Genomic DNA, 18,850 nt, shown 5'->3' with positions numbered 1-18,850 from the left:
TCCTGCTCTGGCACCAAACAGGCGCCTTCGCCTGTCGAGCCGCGTATCATTCGTGCCGCAGCGCCTCGATGGGGTTCAGGCGCGCAGCTTGGCGAGCAGGAAAGTATCCAAATACGATGCCGACGAGCGCAGAGAACGTAAACGCGAGCAGCACGATGCTTGCGTCGACCGTGAACGGCACCTGTAAGAGCGTGGTGCCGAGCAGAGCAAGACTTAGCCCCAAGATGATGCCGATCAGCCCGCCGAAGAGCGACAGCACAATACCTTCGGCAAGAAATTGCATCAGCACTTGCCGTTCCAGGGCACCGATCGCAAGCCGAATGCCGATCTCGCGCGTCCGCTCTGTCACAGACACGAGCATAATGTTCATGATGCCTATTCCACCTACGATAAGGCTGACGGCGGCTACCGCTCCCAAGAGGCCTGTCAGTATCGACGCGGTCCCAGCCGTGGCCTGAACGATCTGCTTCATGTCGGCCACGGAGAAGTCGTCCTCCTTACCCGAGGTGATGTTCCTGCGCTCGCGCAGCAGCGCTTCAATGTTCGCTTGCAACCGGGCCATGTCGACGCCGTCGTTAGCTGACACCATGATACGGGCAATGTCGGTGTTGCCGGCGATCCGCCTTTGAAAAGTTCGCAGGGGCATCAACACGGTGTCGTCCTGATCAGTGCCGAAGCTCGACTGGCCCTTGGCTTCCAACAGGCCGATAACCTCGCAAGACACCTTTCCGACGCGGATAATGCGTCCTATCGGGCCGGCGCTTCCGAACAACTTCGTTCGAACCGTTGCTCCGATGATGCACGCAGCGCGTCCGCCCCTGATTTCGCCATCGATGAAAGTGCGTCCGGCGTCCAGCGCCCAGTCCTGTGCTATGAAATAGTCATTGTCGATGCCCGAGATCGTTACGATGCGGTTCTCCGCTGAGGCCACGACGGTGGCGGACTGCTGGGCCAGTGGCGCGACTGCCTTCACGCCCGAGAGCTGTGTCTTCAAAGCGTCGACATCGCGGCTGTTGAATGGTTGCGCATCCGAACTCGCACGCCCTGGTCCGAATTGCCCCGGATTGACCATCAGCAGGTTCGATCCAAGCTTTGCGAGATCCGCTGACACCTTGGCTGTGGCGCCATTGCCGATGGTCACCATCGCTATCACCGCGCCAACGCCAATCACGATGCCGAGCACGGTCAGGAGAGACCGCAAGGCGTTTCGCGCGAGAGCCTGGACTGCCAGTCGTAGAATCTCAATCAGCATCAGGCGCCCTGCCTGTTGAGGACATCGCTTTCGATGCGCCCATCCTTGAAGCGGATGACCCGTTGAGCATAGGCGGCTATGTCCGGCTCGTGGGTGACCATGACGACCGTGATTCCCTGCTCGCGATTGAGGCTTGTGACGAGCTCCATGATTTCGGTGCTGGTGCGCGTATCTAGGTTTCCAGTCGGCTCGTCGGCGAGCAACAATTCCGGAGAGGTGACGATGGCGCGCGCGATGGCGACGCGTTGTTGCTGACCGCCAGATAGCTCGCTCGATGTATGGCCACCACGGTTCGCCAGGCCGACCTGTTCGAGCGCGCGCGCGGCGAGGCGACGCCGTTCCGAGGAAGACGCACCTCTATAGATCAGGGGCAGCTCGACATTCTCGAGCGCTGTCGTGCGCGGAAGAAGATTAAAGCCCTGGAACACGAATCCAATGAAATAGCGTCTGATCAGAGCGCGCTGGTCGCGCGGCAGGCGTCCGACCTCGCGGCCGTGAAACAAGTGGTCGCCGCGGCTCGGCGCATCGAGGCAGCCGAGGATGTTCATGGTGGTCGACTTCCCCGAGCCTGAAGGCCCCATGATGGCAACGAACTCACCCGGTCCGACTTTGAGGTCGACACCGGCCAGTGCATGAACGGTTGCCGTGCCGATGCCGAAGGTGCGGCTTACATTGCGAAACTCTATGAGCGGTAGATCGACCGGGGTTTTCTGAAGCATGGCCCCATCACTTCGACGACTGAATGGCGTCGACGATCACCGCGTCACCCGGTTTCAATTCACCGCCGAGCACTTCTGTGTGCTTGCCATCACTGGAGCCGACGACGACCTTCACGCCTAGCGGTGTGCCGTCGCGTAGCACCCAGATGGTACGGTTGGGACCGCTCTGCTCACGAGCGCTCACCGGCCGCATCCGGGGTGGCCCCGGCATCAGGCGGCTGAGCAAGCTCCCCTGCTCGTCGGAGGTCGAGACCGGCGGCGAGTACCGCAGGGCGCTATTGGCAACGAGGAGGGCATCGGCAATCTCGGTGGTTCTGATCTCGGCGGTCGCGGTCATGCCGGGACGCAGCAGCAGTTCGGCATTGTCGATGGTGAGGACGCCCTTGTAGGTGACGACCCCCGATATTGTCTCGGAAGCAAAGCGGACGTCGCGGATGACGGCCGGGAAGGTGCGGTCTGGATAGGCATCGACAGTGAATATCGCCTTCTGGCTCGATTTCACCTTCCCCACGTCGGCCTCATCAATGTCGACCTGCAGCTCCATCTTCTTGAGGTCCTCGGCTATCGTGAAGAGGGTCGAGGCCTGAAGCGTGGTTGCGACAGTGGAACCGGGATCGACATTGCGGTTGAGAACGATCCCCGTGATCGGCGAAATGATAGTCGCCTTGGCGAGGTTCGTCTCGTTGAGGGCGAGATCAGCTTCCGCGATGCCGACGTCGGCACGTGCGCTAGCCAGCGCGGCTTTGGCACGATCAAGGGCGGCCTGCGCCGCGTCGAGATCCTGAACCGACGCGATATGCTTTTCAGCGAGCGCCTGTTTGCGAGAATACTCACGCTCCTTCTCCGTGACCGTTGCCTGGGCCTCAGTCACCTTCGCTTGAGCCGATGCCCGTTTGGCGCGTGAATTGTCGGCACTAGCCTTCAGCTTGTCAGTATCGAGCACCGCCAGAACCTGTCCGGCCGTCACACTGTCGTTGTAGTCGACGTTGACTTTGCGCACCGTGCCCGAGAGCTCGCTGGAGATATCCACTTTCGTGGTCGGCTGAACAGATCCCGTTGCAGTGACTGTTACGACCAAGCTTCCCCGGGCTGCTGGTTCGGTTACGTAGCGTGTGGCGCTTGAACTCGTGCCCAGTGACGCCGCGAACCAACCAATGAAGCCAATGACGGCGACCAATCCGAGCCACCATAGTGCGCGCCGCAGCCTTGGGTATGTCTTCGAGGACGGTGTGCTGTCCAAGACGGCATCCAGGTCGATTTGTTTGCCCCGCACTTCCAGCTTACTCATTGACAGCCCTCGGATTGACTGTCGAAAGACTAAACGAGTGAGGTTTCCCGGATTCAACAACATGTTTCTGAACATTTCCGCAGGTCATTGACTCATGTCGGAACATTGCTTAGCGCGCGATTTTACAGCGCAGTTCGGCGGTCCGAAGGACTGCTCATGCACTCAAGAAGCGCCGACGAGCTCTCGCTGAAAGGTGGCGGCGCCATCCCGGGAGAATGCCACGATACAAGTGAACTCCGGGCAGCATGATCCTTGCCCAATTCGCGATGTCAAAGTCGACTTCATGGTGAAGGACGATGCCATCCTTGGTGATAACGCAGGCGTTGATCTCGAAGCCAGCGCGGCCTTGCACGCTTTCATCCTTCGCCGACACCGCCATGCGGACGACCGATGAACACAGCCCTATGTCGAGAACAGTGTGCTTCACGTCGAACTGGCGATACGCCGTAAATTGTTTGCTGATGAAGGACCTCAGGTCTAACCCAGACAAACATCCGAATACGGGATCCACGAGGTACGCATCGCTTGCATGCAGCTTTAAGAAGCTTGATACGTCCCCCTGCCGGGCATGCATGAAAAGGTCTTCAATGACCTTTCTATTCAGCTTCAGTTCATCGTCCACCATTCGGGTTTCCTCCAGGGCAGTGACGCCCGTGCAAACTAAGAACGTGGAACGCACCGACAGCGAGGCGAAAAAGGGACTTGTTGGTGGTCAGCTGTGACGAAGTGTTTCGACAAGCTTCCAGAATTGATGGCGCGCGGGCGCCGCGTTCAACACCGACGGCTTCGTCTTATTCGCTCCCTGAGCCCGCCGCTTTGCCTCCGCCGTCAGTCCAATCAGGAGGCAGACCGAGCGAGCGGCCCAGCATGTCGCTGACGCCCACGCGTCCGAACGATTCGCAGACAGCTTCTTTCGGAGCTGCGCCGAATTGGGACTTCAATCGCTGCATTGATGGGAGCGAGGGCAGTTTAGTGGAAAACGGGCTAACGCCGGTAACCAGCAACTCACTGAAGTCATCGCCGAAGCTGGAGGCAAACTCATAAGCGTCCCCCACTGCCGAGACCCGCGCATTTCCAAAGAATGAATTTGCGCCTCTCGACCACAGCATTGCTGCCTTCTGCTGGCCGGCGAGATCGACTGCTTCAGCCTCCAATGCAATCCCGCCTAGACCGAGCGGAATGCGGACCGACGGAATCGGGACTGACGTTTCAACAACCCCGGTACCGGTCGCAACGGACGTTCCCAGCGACAATACCTTCGAAGCCGCGGCCGCAGTTTGGTCGGTCGGAACCAAGTCTGAAATAGCGACGTGAACGATCAGGTCGGCGGTCTGCGGAGGCGCGACGATCTGGAAGCGGTCGCTCAGCCCGATGCAGAGTGAGCGGTCGACCGCGTTGGCGACCAGTCGCCGATCCGCATCCGAAAGTTTGTTCGCCGTGGCACTTGAGAAGGCGGTTGGAATGATCTGGACGGTCTTTGCTGCCAGTATCGCCTCCTTGTCTACGTTTATGCGGGCATTCGTGGCTAGACCGTCGTCTGGCTGCAGGCGCTCGTATGAAGACAAGGAGCCGGCCTGTGTGAGCGGAACGGTGGTGCATGCGGCGATGAACGGCAGGACGAGAAGCGGACACAACAGGCCCACCGCGCTCGGCAGGATCGAAGCGAACATCGCGTGGCGTCGCATGCAAAATCCATTGTTATCGGTCGACGAGCACATCAGATAGGCCGGTGGCAGTGCCGTTGGTCGTCGTGCCCCCTCCATCCCGGCGAGTGAGGGACACGCTTACTCCGTTGAAGGCGACGCCCTTCGTTGTTATGTCGACGGTCTGATTGGCTCTGTCCTGTGCGACGGACATGGTGGCGGAGAATCCACCACCTTCTATCGCAAGTGAAATCTGCTGCCCCTTAATCAGACCCGTCACGTTGCCGTTGACGTTGAAGGTTCGCTCTTCCCAGGTTCCCGCTAGGGCATCTCCCTGAGCAGTGAGTTGGGCCCTGAGTTCAATCTTGTTGGAAGAGCTTGCGCAGCGAAGCACGATACTCAGATGATCGAGCTGGCTTTTGGTTGTGTAGTAGGCTTTGCATTGCAGGGCTTCGGAAGGGTAGCCCTCGTATTGGATGCGCCCCGGTCCTGTCCAAAAACCCGCCATCGCGACGAACAGATTTTGGGTCAGGGGTTCCGCAGACAATCGCGCAAAGCTGAACGCAAGCACTATCAATGCTGCCGAGAAGCGGCGCCGTGTCATGAGTGCTCCTGTCATGATCAGAGAGCGCCAATTGGCTTCATCCCACGAGAGAGGAAGTGCCTGCGGCTCTGGTGTTCTTGTTGCGATTGTGGTGTTCGGTGGTTCCCCGCCTGACCTTGCCGTGTCTATGCCTTCAAATTGGCGGGCTTGGGGCCTCAGTGTTTCCAAACAATTCCGATCAGCGGATATTCGTGACGAAACATTGCTGACCGCGGAGTCGAAGTGGCTTTCGACCTCGTTCGAGGTGGGAGCCTCGCGTGGCAGACCGATTCTGCCCGACCATACGCGCCCACGATAGGGCCGCATCCTCGCTTCGATCTTGAACGGACGCCGCTGACGGCCCGTCTGCATCCGCCGGCGGGAATGTGACGAGCAGGGTATCTCGATAGCAGACGTGCGCGTTGGCCTTTGTCATCGGCCGAAAGAGCTGCGCGCGCGACGCCGAGTTTGCGGAAGTCGAGGCCAAGCAACGCAAGGCCACTTCGCCCGGTTCTGTCTGAGACCGCTCTACCATCGACAGCCGACTCCGCGCTACAGCGACGTCCGTCGAACGCTCAAAGCTAATCGGAAGCTGGTCCGTGCGTGGTCAATGACCTTAATCCAGCACAGACCACTCGCAAGCGGCCACAAGCAGACGCCGGCTGACGCCGGTGGCTTCCGACCGGCTCCGCCGCACCTTGACCAAAAGTCGAAAGTCAGCGCATGGGTCTGTTCACGGTACGTTAGGGTACACGGACTAACAGTATGCGGAATAACAAGGGCACTGAAGCCATGGCCTCTCGGATCCTTGTCGTCGAAGACGATGAGCTGCAGCAAGATGCTCTCAAGTCTGTCCTGGAGAAGAACGGCTACGACGTCGGTGTCGCTAGCGATGGATTGCAGGCAGTGAATGAGCTGCTGCAGGGCCACTACGACCTTGCCATTGTCGACTATCACATCCCCGAAGTAGACGGCCTGGCGTCGGCCAAAATGCTGCGCAAACTCATGGACAAAGGCGCGCTTCCAAGGCTCGTCGCCATCACGGCTGACTCTCCGGGACTGATGGCGAGCGGCGGCGCCCAGAGTTCGTTCGATGTGATCATTCAGAAGCCGCTCGACTTTCCCGAGATGCTGCAAGTGGTCAAGACTCAGCTCGAACGTGGCACGGCAGCGACGCGGCTCGATGCGGCCCACGCGATCTGGCGTGAACATGGTTTGGTTGCAGCCCCAGCAGCTCTGGTCATACCTGAGTATTGATGCTGCCAGCGGCGATCATAGTACCGACTGTAGTGGGTATGCTGTGCGTGTTGGCTGAACAGAACGGCTATATCACTTCGGCCCTAGCGCTTACCCTTCTGGCGACCTTGAGCATGATCCTTCTCATCATGCTGACTTTCGTGACGGCCAGAGTGATCAATCTAAGTGACCAAGAGCGCCATCGCCGTCACGAGCTTCTTCGCGCTTCGGAAGCACGCCTGTCCGGCATCCTGTCGATAGCTGCAGACGCGATCATCTCGGTGGACAGCCAGCAACGGGTCACTCTGTTCAACACCTGGGCAGAGAAGATATTTGGATACTCGACAGGCGAAGTATTGGGGCAGCCGCTGGATATTCTGATGCCGCGGAGGTTTCGGGGCAAACACGATAAGTACATTGGCGAATTCGAGCGGAGCAATGTTGCTGCGCGTCGCATGGCTGACCGACAGGAAATCTTTGCCCGCAGGAAAGACGGAGAGGAATTTCCTGCAGAAGCATCGATATCGAAGCTCATGCTTGATGGTCAGCCAGTCTACACGGTGGTGCTGCGCGACATGACAGAACAGCGTGTCGCTGCGACGGCGCTCATCCGGGCAAAAGACCTAGCGGAAGCCGCGACCCGTTCGAAGTCTGAGTTCCTCGCCAACATGAGCCACGAAATTCGCACACCGCTGAACAGCATCTCTGGTTTTGCGCAGCTTCTGCTCGAGAAGAGGGACGTTGCTGGCGAACTACGTGTCCAACTGCGTAAAATCAAAGATTCTACGGCGGCCCTTACGACCATCGTGAACGACATCCTCGACTATTCCAAACTCGAGGAGGGGCGCCTGTCATTGTCGCTAGCTCCGTTTTCACCAGTGGCACTCGCGCGAACCTGCGTTTCAATGATGTCGAGTATCGCTAACCGGCGCGATCTGTCGATCGCGATCACGGCGGCTCCCTGGCTGGCAGGCGGCTCCTATCTCGGAGATTCTCAGCGTCTACAGCAGGTATTGCTCAATCTCCTGAGCAACGCGGTCAAGTTCACCAACTATGGCGGAGTGACGGTCAAAATTACCGATGTGCCAGGTGATGGCGGAACGGTGCTTCGATTTGCGGTTTCTGACACGGGCATAGGCATAGAGCCCGCGCACATGCATCGCCTGTTCCAACGCTTCAGTCAGGTCGATAGCTCTATCAGCCGAAAGTATGGGGGTACGGGATTAGGTCTCGCGATCTGCAAACGACTGGTAACCCTCATGGGGGGACAGATTGGCGTAGAGAGCACCCCCGGCCAAGGGTCAACTTTTTGGTTCAGCGTTCCGTTGGAACCTGCGGCAGCATTGGCGGCCGACAGTGAAAAAGTCAGCAGGAGACGGGCATTCGTCCCACGCTCGATCTTGCTCGCAGAGGATGTCGACCTCAACAGAGAGGTTGCGACTGCGATGCTCGAGCGCGCGGGCCATCGGGTCGACGTGGTTCTGGACGGCGATGCAGCGGTGAAAGCGGCCGAGGCGAAGCTCTACGATCTTATTCTGATGGACATCCAGATGCCCATTCTGGACGGCATCGCTGCCACCAAGAAGATCCGCCAGTTGCCCGGTGCCAAGGGATTGGTCCCCATCGTCGCGATGTCCGCAAGCGTGTTGTCCGATGAGATAGCGGGCTTCCTTTCAGCTGGCATGAACGGCCATATTGGCAAGCCTGTCGATTGGGATGCATTGCTCGCCGAGGTGCAGAGGCAGACGCGCCCAAAGCATGACGCGGTCGCCTGAGCCGCTGGTGCTCTCGCAGCTGGTCACCGCGGGATAGGCACGGTTGGCATTCGCGACGATCTGAAGACAAGTCCATGCAACGGAAAGGGCGGCGACCTACCGTCGTCCGCGTAGGATAGCGCCGTGAATGGAGGCGGCTCTGCATGCGGCCTTTACGCGGGCCTTACGCCGGTGCCCCGAAATCCATATCGAATCCTTATGTGAGACCCCTTAGCTCCTCAACGTCGGTAGCGACAGGAGGACTACATGCTGGACTTAACCTACCTCGCGCTCGGGCTGGTGCTCTTCGCCCTGATGCAGCTTTACGCGCGCTGGGCGGCAAAAGAGTGAGGCCGGTGATGCTCGATCTCATCCTCGGCGGCGTCGTCGCCCTTTTTCTCGCGATCTATCTCGTCTTCGCGCTTCTCCATCCCGAGAAGCTCTGAGCGCGCGCCGCCGCGCAACTTGGACAAAACCTATGACACTCAATGGCTGGTTTCAGATCGCCATCATGCTCGCGCTCGTCCTGCTGACGGCGCGTCCCTTAGGGTCGTTCCTTGCTACAGTCATGGATGGCAGGCGCTGCTTTCTCACCCCGGCGGTTGGCCCGGTAGAGAAACGCATCTATGCGCTCGCCGGCGTCGATCAGACCCGCGAGCAGACTTGGCTGCAGTACGTGGCCTCGCTCATCGCCTTCAATGCCGCCGGCTTCGTGCTGCTCTACGCCATCCTGCGGCTGCAGGGCTTCCTGCCGCTCAATCCGCAGGGGTTCGGCGCCCTGAGCGAGCACCTCGCCTTCAACACGGCAATCTCGTTCGTCACCAACACCAACTGGCAGAGCTACGGCGGCGAGACAACGCTTTCGTATTTCAGCCAGATGGTCGGGCTGACGGTGCAGAACTTCGTCTCCGCCGCGACGGGGATGGCGATCATCGTTCCGCTCGCGCGCGCATTCTCGCGTGCAAACGCCACGACGGTTGGAAACTTCTGGGTCGATCTCACCCGCGTTACGCTCTACGTGCTGCTGCCCCTGTCGATCGTCATGGCATTCGCACTTATAGCGCTCGGTGTGCCGCAGAACCTTTCAAGTTACGTCGATGCGACGACGCTGGAAGGTGCCAAGCAGACCATCGCGCAGGGACCGGTCGCCAGCCAACTCGCCATCAAACAGCTTGGCACCAACGGCGGCGGCTTCTTCAACGTCAACTCGTCCCATCCCTACGAGAACCCCAACATCTGGACCAACACGCTCGAGTCCTGGGCCATCCTTGCCCTGGCCCTCGCGCTGGCCGTTGCCTTCGGACGTATGATCGGACGCGAGCGCGAGGGGTGGGCGCTGCTCGGCGTAATGATGCTTTTTCTATTGGCCGGTTGCGCCATCGCCTATTGGGCCGAAGCGGCAGGCAATCCGTTCGTGCATGCCATGGGCGTTGATGGCGGCAACATGGAAGGCAAGGAGGTTCGCTTCGGCATCCCGCAGTCCGCGGTATGGGCGACATTCACCACTGGTGCCTCGAACGGCTCCGTCAACTCGATGCACGATTCCTATATGCCGCTCGGTGGATTGGTACCGCTGGTGCTGATCCAGATCGGTGAGGTGGTTCCCGGCGGTGTCGGCTCCGGCCTCTATGGGCTCGTCGTGTTTGCCATCATCGCCATGTTCGTCGCCGGGCTGATGGTGGGACGCACGCCCGAGTATCTCGGCAAGAAGCTCGAGGCCAAGGAAGTGAAGATGGCCATGCTCGCCATCCTCATCATGCCAGCCTTCATTCTAGGTTTCAGCGCGGTGTCGGCTGTGCTGCCCGCAGCTCTCGCCGGCCTCAACAACCCCGGCCCGCGCGGCTACAGCGAGATCCTCTATGCCTTCTCGTCCGCCGCGGGAAACAACGGCTCTGCATTCGCGGGTTTGACCGCCAATGCGCCCTGGTACGACACGACGATGGGCATCACCATGCTGGCCTGCCGGTTTGGCATCATCGTGCCGGTGATGGCGATCATTGGCTCCCTCGCGGCGAAGCCGAGGCTCGCACCTTCCGGCGGCACCTTCCCCACCGACGGCGCCCTTTTCGTCGCTCTGCTCGCAGGCGTGATCGTCATCGTCAGCGGTTTGGAATTCTTCCCGGCACTGGCACTCGGCCCCATCGCCGAGCATTTCCAGATGCTTGCCGGCAAGACGTTCTGACCTGCTGCTACAGGAGACCTCATTCATGGTCCGCAAGCTCTACAACTCCGCTTCGTTCGACAGCTCGCTCTTGTGGCGCGCCGCGGCCGATGCCATCCGCAAGCTCGACCCGCGCGCGCTGATCAAGAACCCCGTGATGTTCGTAACGGCGACCGTATCGGCGCTGGTGACCGTTCTGTTTGCGCGCGATCTGATCACCGGCCAACCCGCGGCGTTCAGCGGCCAGATTGCAGCGTGGCTCTGGTTCACGGTGCTGTTCGCCAATTTCGCCGAGGCGCTGGCCGAAGGCCGCGGCCGCGCACAGGCCGAATCCTTGCGCAAGACGCGCACCGAGTCGTTGGCGCATCGCCTCTTGGACCCGAAGAACCGCGAACGCCATGAGACCGTCTCGGCGCTCGACTTGCGCCCCGGCGATAACGTTCTCGTCGTTGCGGGCGAGATCATCCCCGGCGATGGCGAGATCATAGAAGGTGTCGCCTCCGTCAATGAGGCAGCCGTGACGGGCGAATCGGCGCCCGTTATCCGTGAAGCCGGTGGTGATCGCTCCGCAGTCACGGGCGGCACGACGGTGTTGTCCGACTGGATCATCGTGCGCATCACCTCCTCGCCGGGCTCTTCCTTCCTCGACCGCATGATCGCGCTCGTTGAAGGCGCCGAGAGGCAGAAGACGCCGAACGAGATTGCGCTCAACGTGCTGCTCGCGGGTATGACCATCGTCTTCCTCATCGCCGTGGTTACGCTGACGGGTCTTGGCGCCTACTCGGGAACCAACATTGCCGTCACTGTGCTGGTGGCGCTGCTCGTCACGCTCATCCCAACCACCATCGGCGGGCTGCTTTCGGCCATCGGCATCGCCGGTATGGATCGACTGCTGCGATTCAATGTGCTCGCCATGTCGGGGCGCGCCGTCGAGGCGGCCGGCGACGTCGACACGTTGCTCCTCGACAAGACGGGTACCATCACGTTCGGCAACAGGCTGGCCACGGAGATCGTCCCTGTGCCCGGCGTCTCGGAACGTGAAGCCGCGGAGGCAGCCCTGCTTGCGAGCCTGGCCGACGAGACGCCCGAGGGGCGCTCGATCGTGACGCTGGCGCAGGAGAAATACGGCCTCGCGCTGCCGGCCAACGTACCTCAGGGAGGCTTCATCGAGTTCTCGGCGAGCACCCGTCTTTCGGGCATCGACATCGAAACGCGGAAGCTGCGCAAGGGTGCGGTCGATGCGGTGCTGAAGTTCGCCAATGGAACGCAGCCCGTCGCCGAGCCACCGGCATTCCGTGCCGCCGTCGACCGAATTGCGCGCGCCGGCGGAACGCCGCTCGGCCTTGTCGATGGTGACCGCCTTCTCGGCGTTATTCATCTTAAGGACGTCGTGAAGCCGGATATCAAAGAGCGGTTCGCGCAGCTCCGACGCATGGGCATCAAGACGGTGATGATCACTGGCGACAATCCGGTGACCGCGGCCGCCATCGCCTCTGAAGCCGGCGTCGACGATTTCGTCGCCGAGGCGACCCCGGAGGATAAGCTGCGCTACATCCGCAATGAGCAGGCGGAGGGCCGGTTGATCGCCATGTGCGGCGACGGCACCAATGACGCGCCGGCTCTGGCGCAAGCGGACGTAGCGGTTGCCATGCAATCGGGCACGCAGGCGGCGCGCGAAGCTGGCAACATGATCGATCTCGACTCCAATCCGACCAAGCTCATCGAAGTCGTCGAGATCGGAAAGCAGCTGCTGATGACGCGGGGCTCGTTGACGACTTTCTCGATCGCCAACGATGTCGCGAAGTATTTCGCCATCATTCCGGCGCTGTTCGTCGCCTCGTTGCCTGAGCTCGGTGCGCTCAACATCATGCGCCTGGCGACACCGGAGAGCGCAATTCTCTCCGCCGTCATCTTCAATGCGCTGATCATCGTCGCGCTCATTCCGCTGGCACTTAAGGGCGTCGCCTACCGGCCGATCGGTGCTGCGGCTCTGCTGCGGCGCAATCTTCTCGTCTACGGCCTCGGCGGTCTCGCCGCGCCGTTCATCGGCATCAAGCTCGTGGACCTTGCGGTCTCGAGCCTGCACCTCGTCTAGGAGAAAAGGCCATGCTTCAGCAACTGCGCGTCGCAGTGGTCATGCTGCTCAGCTTCACTGTGTTGACCGGCGTCGTCTATCCGCTTGCCGTCTCTGGAGTCGCCTGGGTCATGATGCAGGATCAGGCACTCGGCAGCCTTGTCCGCAAAGACGGCAAGGTGATCGGCTCCAGCCTCGTCGGCCAGTCGTTCACTTCGGAGCGCTACTTCCATCCGCGCCCGTCGGCTACTAGCGGTGCCGACCCGTCCGACCCGAGCAAGACGGTCGATGCGCCCTACAATGCCGCGGCATCGACTGGCTCCAACCTCGGGCCAATCACCAAGAAGCTGATCGACCGCGTACAGGGCAGTGTCGATGAGCTGCGCAAGGAAGGTGTCGACGGACCAGTTCCGGTCGACGCGGTGACCACGTCCTCGAGCGGCCTCGATCCGGATATCTCGCCCCAGAACGCGCTGATGCAGGTTCCGCGCGTCGCAAAGGCCCGAGGTCTGCCGGAGGAACGTTTGCGCCGCCTCGTTAACGGGGAAGTGGAAGGGCGCGCGTTAGGAGTGCTCGGCGAGCCGAAGGTCAACGTCTTGCGGCTCAACCTCGCGCTCGATAGCCTCGGCGCCCCATAGGAAATCTGGCGAGGCCATGCCCGCTTCGACACCAAAGCAGAGAGCCTCGCCGGACGCCATCCTCGCCGTTACCAAGGCGACCGGTCGCGGACGCCTGAAGATCTTCCTCGGTGCCGCGCCCGGTGTCGGCAAGACGTTCGCCATGCTGAGTGCCGCCCACGCCGCGAAGGTGGAGGGCCGCGACGTCGTCGTTGGACTCGTCGAGACACACGGGCGTCGGGAGACCGAAGCGCTGGTGGAAGGCCTCGAGGGCATCCCGCGCAAGCCGGCCATCTACGTCAACAAGATCCTCTCTGAGTTCGATATCGACAAGGCCTTGGCGCGCCGCCCGGGCTTGTTGCTCATCGACGAGCTGGCGCACACCAACATTCCCGGCAGCCGGCATCCGAAGCGCTGGCAGGATGTAGAGGAGCTGCTTGCCGCCGGCATCGACGTCTGGACGACGCTGAACATCCAGCACCTCGAAGGGCTCAACGACATCGTGCAGAAGATCACGGGCGTGAAGGTACGGGAGACTGTGCCTGACTACGTCTTCGAGGATGCCGATGAGGTCGTGCTGGTCGATCTGCCGACGGACGAGCTGCTGAAGCGGCTCGCCGAGGGCAAGGTCTACGTCCCAGATATGGCGGACAGAGCCCGCAAGCGCTTCTTCAAGCCGGAAAATCTCACAGCCCTGCGCGAGCTAGCGCTGAGGCGCGCTGCCGAGCGCATCGATGCCGACCTGATCGAGCACATGCGGGCGCAAGCGATCGAAGGACCGTGGCCGGCGCGCGAACGTATTCTTGCCTGCATCGGACCCGATCGCGATGCCGTCTCCATCGTCCGGGCCGGCAAGCGTCTCGCCGACGTCATGGATGCGCCCTGGATGGCGGTGACTGTCGAGCGCCCCAGCGAGCAGCTCGATGCCGGGGCAAGGCGCAACGTCGAGGCAGCACTCGAACTTGCGCGTACGCTCGGGGCCGAGACGAGCACGCTCACCGCGAGCGATATCGCTGCCGAGCTTCTGCGCGTTGCCAAGTTTGAAAACGTGACGCAAATTGTGCTGGGGCGCTCGCGCGGCGGGTTCGTCACAGAGATGTTGCGGCGCTCGCTGCCGCATGAGCTTCTTCGCCGCGCCGATGGTGTGGCGGTGCACGTCATTACCAGCCGCGAGCGCGAGAGGGCGCGCGGCGCGCTTCCGGTGCCGAGGCGTCAGTCGCTGGAGCCCCGCTCCTTCCTCTGGGCGACGATCGCTGTCGCTGTTGCTGTCGGCGTCGGCGAAGGATTGACGCGTCTGACGACGTTTCCCAACATCTCCATGATCTTTCTGCTGGCGGTTGCGGCCTCTGCCGTCACGTTCGGCATTTGGCCCGCCGTCTATGCTTCGGTGTTGTCGTTCCTCGCCTACAATCTGTTCTTCATCGAGCCCCTCTACACCTTCACGGTGGCCGAGCCGCATGAGCTGCTGGCGCTCATGGTCTTCTTGGCCGTCGCGGTGGTCATATCCACGCTCGCCGGCCGCGTGCGCGAGCAGGCGAGATTGGCTGCCGATCGCATGCGCGCGACGCGCCGCCTCTATGAGTTCACGCGGCGTCTCGCTGCCATCGCCACGTTCGAGGACATCCCGGACGCTGCCGTGGGCGCCATCCACGCCAGTCTCGCGCGGCCGACGGTGATCCTGCTTGGCGCCAACGAGGAGCCCGAGATCGCCGCCGCATGGCCGCCGCTGGAGGCGCTCGGAACCGGCGAGATGATGGCTGCACGCTGGGCCTTGAAGCACGACGAGCCGGCCGGCGCTGACACGGCAACGCTTCCGTCGGTAGGCTGGTTGTTTCTGCCAATGCGCACGGCGCACGGCGTCCTTGGCGTCATCGGCGTTGGTCTCGGTGATGACGGCGAGAAGCTCGATCCTGAGGCCCGCATTCTGTTCGAGGCGCTGGCCGAGCAGACTGCGACAGCCCTCGATCGCGCGTCGTTGTCGCGGGAGATCGTCCGCACGCGCGGTGCGGCGGAGACGGAGCGCATACGCAACACGCTGCTTGCATCGATATCGCACGATTTTCGCACGCCGCTTGCGTCGATACTTGGTTCGGCGACGAGCCTTATCGACTATGGTGACAAGCTCGACGCGAAGACGAAGCTGGAGCTGCTTGGCCAGGTCAAGGGCGAGGCAGAAGTGCTGGACGAGATGGTGCGCAATCTGCTGTCGATGACGCGTATCGATGCTGGAGCGCTGGAGGTTCGAAAGGATTGGGTGGACGTCCGTGAGATTGCCGAGAGGGTTGCCAGTGCTGCGCGCCGCCGCGGGGCCCGACAGAAAATCGAGGTGGACCTTCCCGGCGATCTTCCGCTCGTGCATGCCGACGCGAGGCTGCTCGAGCAGGCTCTCTCCAACATTGTCGGCAACGCCGTCATTCACACGTTGCCCGACACCCGCGTCGTCATCGATGCAATCGTTGACGACAAGTCGCTTTCGCTACGTGTCACCGACAACGGGCCTGGCATCTCTGAGGCGGCACTTCCACATATCTTCGAGAAATTCGTACACGCAGAAGGGCCCGGACGGGCCTTGGCCGACGGCGGGGAAAGCACCGGACTTGGACTGGCGATCGCAAAAGGGATCGTCGAGGCGCACGGGGCATCCATCACGGCTGAAAGCCCCATCGAGAAGGGGCGCGGCACACGCGTGGTGATGAGATTTCCGCTCGCGGGGCAGGGGCGATGATGGCGCGCATAAAAGTCATGGTCGTCGATGACGAAGCGGCGATTTTGCGCTTCCTGAAGCCGGCGCTCGAGGCCAACGGCTACGAGGTAAGCTCTGCGGCGAGCGTTGAGGAGGCGACGAGGCGCATTGCGCGCGAGCCTCCGGAGGTCGTCGTGCTCGATCTCGGCCTTCCCGACGGTGACGGCAAGGACGTCATCCGGCAGGTGCGCCAGTGGTCGAGCGTGCCTATCGTCGTCCTGTCGGCACGCGACCGCGAGGCCGAGAAGATAGAGGCTTTGGATCTCGGTGCCGACGACTTCATCAACAAGCCTTTCGGCGTGGGTGAGCTGATGGCTCGGCTGCGCGCCGCGCTTCGCCACCGCAGGCAAGCCCAGCCGGAGTCGCCGATCATGAGGATCGGCGAGATCGAGCTTGATACGGACCGCCATCGCGTGACCCGTAAGGGCGCCGAGATCAAGTTGACCCCGCGCGAGTTCGATCTGCTTGTGCTGCTGGCGCGTCACGCCGGCAAGGTGATGACGCACAAGCAATTGCTGACGGCAGTTTGGGGGCCAGCGCACGCGCTAGATACGCAGTACCTGCGCGTCTACATCGGGCAGCTACGACAGAAGATCGAGGACGATCCGGAGGAGCCGGTGGTTATCCTGACGGAACTCGGCATCGGCTATCGCATGGCCGCGGATTGAGGCCGTAGAGCCGGCATCGTCTCGTCCATAACCGAGAAAGCCCTGGCAATAGGACAGGGCCGAGCAGCGACGAACATAGTCGATGATAGAAAGACGTTGCAGCGACCGCAGGCCGATGGGCAACCGGCGGCGACCCTCAGCCTGCGCCGAGGAGCCGCCAGCCGCGCAATGCCTCGTGCTTAGAGCTGACGCCCCTTCGCGAAGGCATCGACATCCTTTTCGGCTTGCGCCTTCTCAAGCTGGTATTTCGTCTGTACCTGGGCCACGAGATCGTCCTTGTTCTTCAGGGCCGCGATTTCAGCAGAGCTGAACTTGCCCCACTTGGCCGCGATTTCACCTCGCATGCCGGGGCCGTTTGTCCCTGCGGTCGCGTGTGCGGTCTCTGCCATGGAAATCACCAAAAATGTTAGGTTCAGTATAATCTGAATGGAATCACCCAAACTATTATTGATATATGGGGTGGGATCGAATTAAAAACAGGCCCTGCGGAAATATTTTGAAATTGCCGACTCAAAGCATATGTCGAGAAATCACAAATAGACTTTCACCTATTTCGGCTTTCCAGAAGAAATACGTGTTTGCCGCGGCTTGGAAATGGAGCAACTGGGGCATTTCTTCGACAGAAGCGCCGCCCATTTTGGGCGTGTCGTCATCGGATTACGGAAATTGCTCCCTTTGCCGCATTTCAGGCGGGTGCTCTCTCATGTCTCCGCCGCCAGCGCCTGCGAAGCGCGAGCCGGTGACCAGGACGTGCTACACTGTTACCGCAAGAGCATGATCCCATCGGGTCGTGATGGTGCAGCCAGTCAACAATGGAGCGTGTTATCCGACTGAGCATCGAGCACCGGACGTCTTACCGCTACCGCCTGCCGGTGAGTCTCGGAGTTCATCGGCTGATGCTTCGCCCGCGCGAGAGCCGCGATGTGCGGCTGATCTCCAGTGATGTGCGCGTCACTCCGGCGGCGACGTTGACATGGGCCCATGACGTCTTCGGCAATGCAGTAGCGACCGCCACGCTCCAGAACTGGTCTGATCACCTGGACATTTGCAGTGTGTCGGAGATCGAGCTGCATGCGGCGGCTTGGCCAATCTTCGATATTGCAGCCTATGCCGCTTCCTACCCGTTTCGCTATTTGGCTGATGATTGGATAGATCTGGGCTCCCTGGCCATTCCCCAATACGTGGACCCGGCAGGCCGGCTGCATAGCTGGTCGCGCGCATTTGTCCGCGGCGATGTGACAGACACGCTTTCGCTTCTGAAAGACTTGAGCATCGGCGTTTCTGCCTGGGTCAGCTATCAAAGCCGGGAGGACGAGGGCACACAGACTCCAACCGAGACTCTGGATCGTGGTTGGGGATCGTGTCGTGACTTTGCGGTGCTGTTCGTTGAAGCGGTGCGCAGCCTCGGGTTCGGCGCGCGGATCGTTTCGGGGTACCTCTACAATCCTGACAATGCTCTCGCAGGCTCAGTCGATGCAGGATCGACGCATGCCTGGGCCGAGGTCTACGTGCCGGGGGCGGGTTGGATTACCTTTGATCCGACGAACCGGAGCGTCGGCGGCGCCAATCTCATTCCCGTGGCTGTGGCGCGCAACATCCAGCAGGCTGTCCCCGTGGCCGGCAGCTTCGTGGGGATGACTGATGCGTTCCTCGGAATGTCGGTCTCGGTACGTGTCGCGAGCAATGGCGGGTAGCGGCTCGTCTTTCAGTTGTCGGGATATTTGGCAGCTTCCAATTGTGCGAACTCGGCCCGCACCAGATCTTCGAGGAATGCGTCGATCTCGAGCTGGGTCATCGCGCGCACGTCGTAGTAGCGCTCCCCTCGCGAAACGACCACGATTTCAGACAAGGCATCGCAGCGGCGGTCCATGATCCACCGTGCTTCCACTTTCGTTATCGCGACCGCTTTGTGATACCGCATCAGGTGGGTGCTTTGGCCGGGGTTCGAGTTCGTATCCGATGATCTCAGCGCTTCTTGGTCGTCTTGTGCGACGGGATGGCGAAGGTGGACGTAACAGTGGCGGGACTTGTCGCCGCTGCCTTCTGGGCGGTCGACTTCTTCGGCTTTCTAATTTCTCTGTTGGACTTCTGTTGTCCTTTAGCCATCGTGGT

The 18,850-nt window shown here is 61.1% G+C and carries 18 protein-coding genes; 9 read left to right on the top strand and 9 right to left on the bottom strand.

The annotated features are described in order from the left end of the window. Positions 1 to 46: 46 nt before the first annotated feature. The 6 genes from ACP15D_RS04415 to ACP15D_RS04390 form a co-directional block, all read right to left on the bottom strand. Positions 47 to 1,252 carry an ABC transporter permease gene (locus ACP15D_RS04415; protein WP_424956343.1) on the bottom strand — a complete coding sequence of 402 codons (1,206 nt, stop codon included), beginning with the start codon at positions 1,250 to 1,252 and terminating at the stop codon, positions 47 to 49. Continuing rightward, positions 1,252 to 1,971 (bottom strand): ABC transporter ATP-binding protein, encoded by a 720-nt coding sequence (locus ACP15D_RS04410; protein WP_424956342.1) that lies wholly within the window; start codon positions 1,969 to 1,971, stop codon positions 1,252 to 1,254. The genes ACP15D_RS04415 and ACP15D_RS04410 overlap by 1 nt, the downstream gene beginning before the upstream one ends. Positions 1,972 to 1,978: 7 nt before the next feature. Further along, positions 1,979 to 3,259 carry an efflux RND transporter periplasmic adaptor subunit gene (locus ACP15D_RS04405; protein WP_424956341.1) on the bottom strand — a complete coding sequence of 427 codons (1,281 nt, stop codon included), beginning with the start codon at positions 3,257 to 3,259 and terminating at the stop codon, positions 1,979 to 1,981. Positions 3,260 to 3,413: 154 nt separating this feature from the next. Further along, the gene (locus ACP15D_RS04400) at positions 3,414 to 3,884 is read right to left on the bottom strand and encodes a hypothetical protein (protein WP_424956340.1); all 471 of its coding nucleotides are present in this window, start codon (positions 3,882 to 3,884) and stop codon (positions 3,414 to 3,416) included. Between the two features lie 166 nt (positions 3,885 to 4,050). Then, entirely contained in the window at positions 4,051 to 4,944 is an 894-nt protein-coding gene (locus tag ACP15D_RS04395) for a DUF3313 domain-containing protein (RefSeq protein WP_424956339.1), read from the bottom strand. 13 nt (positions 4,945 to 4,957) lie between these two features. Continuing rightward, positions 4,958 to 5,506 (bottom strand): hypothetical protein, encoded by a 549-nt coding sequence (locus ACP15D_RS04390; protein WP_424956338.1) that lies wholly within the window; start codon positions 5,504 to 5,506, stop codon positions 4,958 to 4,960. A 771-nt stretch (positions 5,507 to 6,277) separates the two neighbouring features. On the opposite strand from ACP15D_RS04390, the gene ACP15D_RS04385 reads away from it, so the two are divergent. From ACP15D_RS04385 to ACP15D_RS04350, 8 genes are all read left to right on the top strand, one after another. Beyond that, complete coding sequence (locus tag ACP15D_RS04385) at positions 6,278 to 6,742, top strand: response regulator (RefSeq protein ID WP_424956337.1); 465 nt, start codon at positions 6,278 to 6,280, stop codon at positions 6,740 to 6,742. A gap of 113 nt (positions 6,743 to 6,855) precedes the next feature. Further along, on the top strand, positions 6,856 to 8,496 hold the full coding sequence (locus ACP15D_RS04380) for an ATP-binding protein (RefSeq protein ID WP_424956336.1): 1,641 nt from the start codon (positions 6,856 to 6,858) through the stop codon (positions 8,494 to 8,496). A 338-nt stretch (positions 8,497 to 8,834) separates the two neighbouring features. Further along, positions 8,835 to 8,921, top strand: coding sequence for a K(+)-transporting ATPase subunit F (kdpF, locus tag ACP15D_RS04375; protein ID WP_424959169.1), 87 nt, complete (start codon positions 8,835 to 8,837; stop codon positions 8,919 to 8,921). A 32-nt stretch (positions 8,922 to 8,953) separates the two neighbouring features. After that, entirely contained in the window at positions 8,954 to 10,657 is a 1,704-nt protein-coding gene (gene kdpA, locus ACP15D_RS04370; protein ID WP_424956335.1) for a potassium-transporting ATPase subunit KdpA, read from the top strand. Between the two features lie 25 nt (positions 10,658 to 10,682). Continuing rightward, a complete protein-coding gene (gene kdpB / locus ACP15D_RS04365) occupies positions 10,683 to 12,731 on the top strand; it encodes a potassium-transporting ATPase subunit KdpB (protein ID WP_424956334.1) in 2,049 nt (682 codons plus the stop codon). Positions 12,732 to 12,742: 11 nt separating this feature from the next. Further along, positions 12,743 to 13,348: a potassium-transporting ATPase subunit KdpC gene (kdpC, locus tag ACP15D_RS04360; protein ID WP_424956333.1), complete on the top strand. Its 606-nt coding sequence runs from the start codon at positions 12,743 to 12,745 to the stop codon at positions 13,346 to 13,348. 16 nt (positions 13,349 to 13,364) lie between these two features. Next, on the top strand, positions 13,365 to 16,052 hold the full coding sequence (locus tag ACP15D_RS04355) for a DUF4118 domain-containing protein (RefSeq protein WP_424956332.1): 2,688 nt from the start codon (positions 13,365 to 13,367) through the stop codon (positions 16,050 to 16,052). After that, entirely contained in the window at positions 16,049 to 16,738 is a 690-nt protein-coding gene (locus ACP15D_RS04350; RefSeq protein WP_424956331.1) for a response regulator, read from the top strand. The genes ACP15D_RS04355 and ACP15D_RS04350 overlap by 4 nt, the downstream gene beginning before the upstream one ends. A gap of 179 nt (positions 16,739 to 16,917) precedes the next feature. Here ACP15D_RS04350 and ACP15D_RS04345 read toward each other — a convergent pair whose 3' ends face one another. Beyond that, positions 16,918 to 17,127, bottom strand: a complete 210-nt coding sequence (locus tag ACP15D_RS04345; RefSeq protein ID WP_424956330.1) for a hypothetical protein — start codon at positions 17,125 to 17,127, stop codon at positions 16,918 to 16,920. 423 nt (positions 17,128 to 17,550) lie between these two features. Between ACP15D_RS04345 and ACP15D_RS04340 the strand changes: the two genes are divergently transcribed. After that, positions 17,551 to 18,432: a transglutaminase family protein gene (locus tag ACP15D_RS04340; RefSeq protein ID WP_424956329.1), complete on the top strand. Its 882-nt coding sequence runs from the start codon at positions 17,551 to 17,553 to the stop codon at positions 18,430 to 18,432. A gap of 11 nt (positions 18,433 to 18,443) precedes the next feature. Here the strand turns inward: ACP15D_RS04340 and ACP15D_RS04335 are convergent, their stop codons facing one another. Further along, positions 18,444 to 18,626 carry a hypothetical protein gene (locus ACP15D_RS04335; protein WP_424956328.1) on the bottom strand — a complete coding sequence of 61 codons (183 nt, stop codon included), beginning with the start codon at positions 18,624 to 18,626 and terminating at the stop codon, positions 18,444 to 18,446. A gap of 77 nt (positions 18,627 to 18,703) precedes the next feature. Then, positions 18,704 to 18,844, bottom strand: a complete 141-nt coding sequence (locus tag ACP15D_RS04330; protein ID WP_424956327.1) for a hypothetical protein — start codon at positions 18,842 to 18,844, stop codon at positions 18,704 to 18,706. Positions 18,845 to 18,850: the final 6 nt, after the last annotated feature.

Source organism: Hyphomicrobium sp. 1Nfss2.1, from assembly GCF_965243865.1.
Classification (GTDB): Bacteria; Pseudomonadota; Alphaproteobacteria; order Rhizobiales; family Hyphomicrobiaceae; genus Hyphomicrobium_A.
The sequence above is the reverse complement of the archived record's forward strand: the minus strand, read 5'-3'. Positions and strand labels throughout refer to the sequence as shown.

Coding starts and splice junctions, on each gene's coding strand:
- ACP15D_RS04400 (WP_424956340.1), bottom strand. CDS start 3,884: ATGGTGGACGATGAACTGAAGCTGAATAGAAAGGTCATTGAAGACCTT.
- ACP15D_RS04330 (WP_424956327.1), bottom strand. CDS start 18,844: ATGGCTAAAGGACAACAGAAGTCCAACAGAGAAATTAGAAAGCCGAAG.
- ACP15D_RS04350 (WP_424956331.1), top strand. CDS start 16,049: ATGATGGCGCGCATAAAAGTCATGGTCGTCGATGACGAAGCGGCGATT.
- ACP15D_RS04345 (WP_424956330.1), bottom strand. CDS start 17,127: ATGGCAGAGACCGCACACGCGACCGCAGGGACAAACGGCCCCGGCATG.
- ACP15D_RS04405 (WP_424956341.1), bottom strand. CDS start 3,259: ATGAGTAAGCTGGAAGTGCGGGGCAAACAAATCGACCTGGATGCCGTC.
- kdpA (WP_424956335.1), top strand. CDS start 8,954: ATGACACTCAATGGCTGGTTTCAGATCGCCATCATGCTCGCGCTCGTC.
- kdpF (WP_424959169.1), top strand. CDS start 8,835: ATGCTCGATCTCATCCTCGGCGGCGTCGTCGCCCTTTTTCTCGCGATC.
- ACP15D_RS04390 (WP_424956338.1), bottom strand. CDS start 5,506: ATGACACGGCGCCGCTTCTCGGCAGCATTGATAGTGCTTGCGTTCAGC.
- ACP15D_RS04340 (WP_424956329.1), top strand. CDS start 17,551: ATGGAGCGTGTTATCCGACTGAGCATCGAGCACCGGACGTCTTACCGC.
- kdpC (WP_424956333.1), top strand. CDS start 12,743: ATGCTTCAGCAACTGCGCGTCGCAGTGGTCATGCTGCTCAGCTTCACT.
- ACP15D_RS04415 (WP_424956343.1), bottom strand. CDS start 1,252: ATGCTGATTGAGATTCTACGACTGGCAGTCCAGGCTCTCGCGCGAAAC.
- ACP15D_RS04355 (WP_424956332.1), top strand. CDS start 13,365: ATGCCCGCTTCGACACCAAAGCAGAGAGCCTCGCCGGACGCCATCCTC.
- kdpB (WP_424956334.1), top strand. CDS start 10,683: ATGGTCCGCAAGCTCTACAACTCCGCTTCGTTCGACAGCTCGCTCTTG.
- ACP15D_RS04395 (WP_424956339.1), bottom strand. CDS start 4,944: ATGCGACGCCACGCGATGTTCGCTTCGATCCTGCCGAGCGCGGTGGGC.
- ACP15D_RS04385 (WP_424956337.1), top strand. CDS start 6,278: ATGGCCTCTCGGATCCTTGTCGTCGAAGACGATGAGCTGCAGCAAGAT.
- ACP15D_RS04410 (WP_424956342.1), bottom strand. CDS start 1,971: ATGCTTCAGAAAACCCCGGTCGATCTACCGCTCATAGAGTTTCGCAAT.
- ACP15D_RS04380 (WP_424956336.1), top strand. CDS start 6,856: ATGATCCTTCTCATCATGCTGACTTTCGTGACGGCCAGAGTGATCAAT.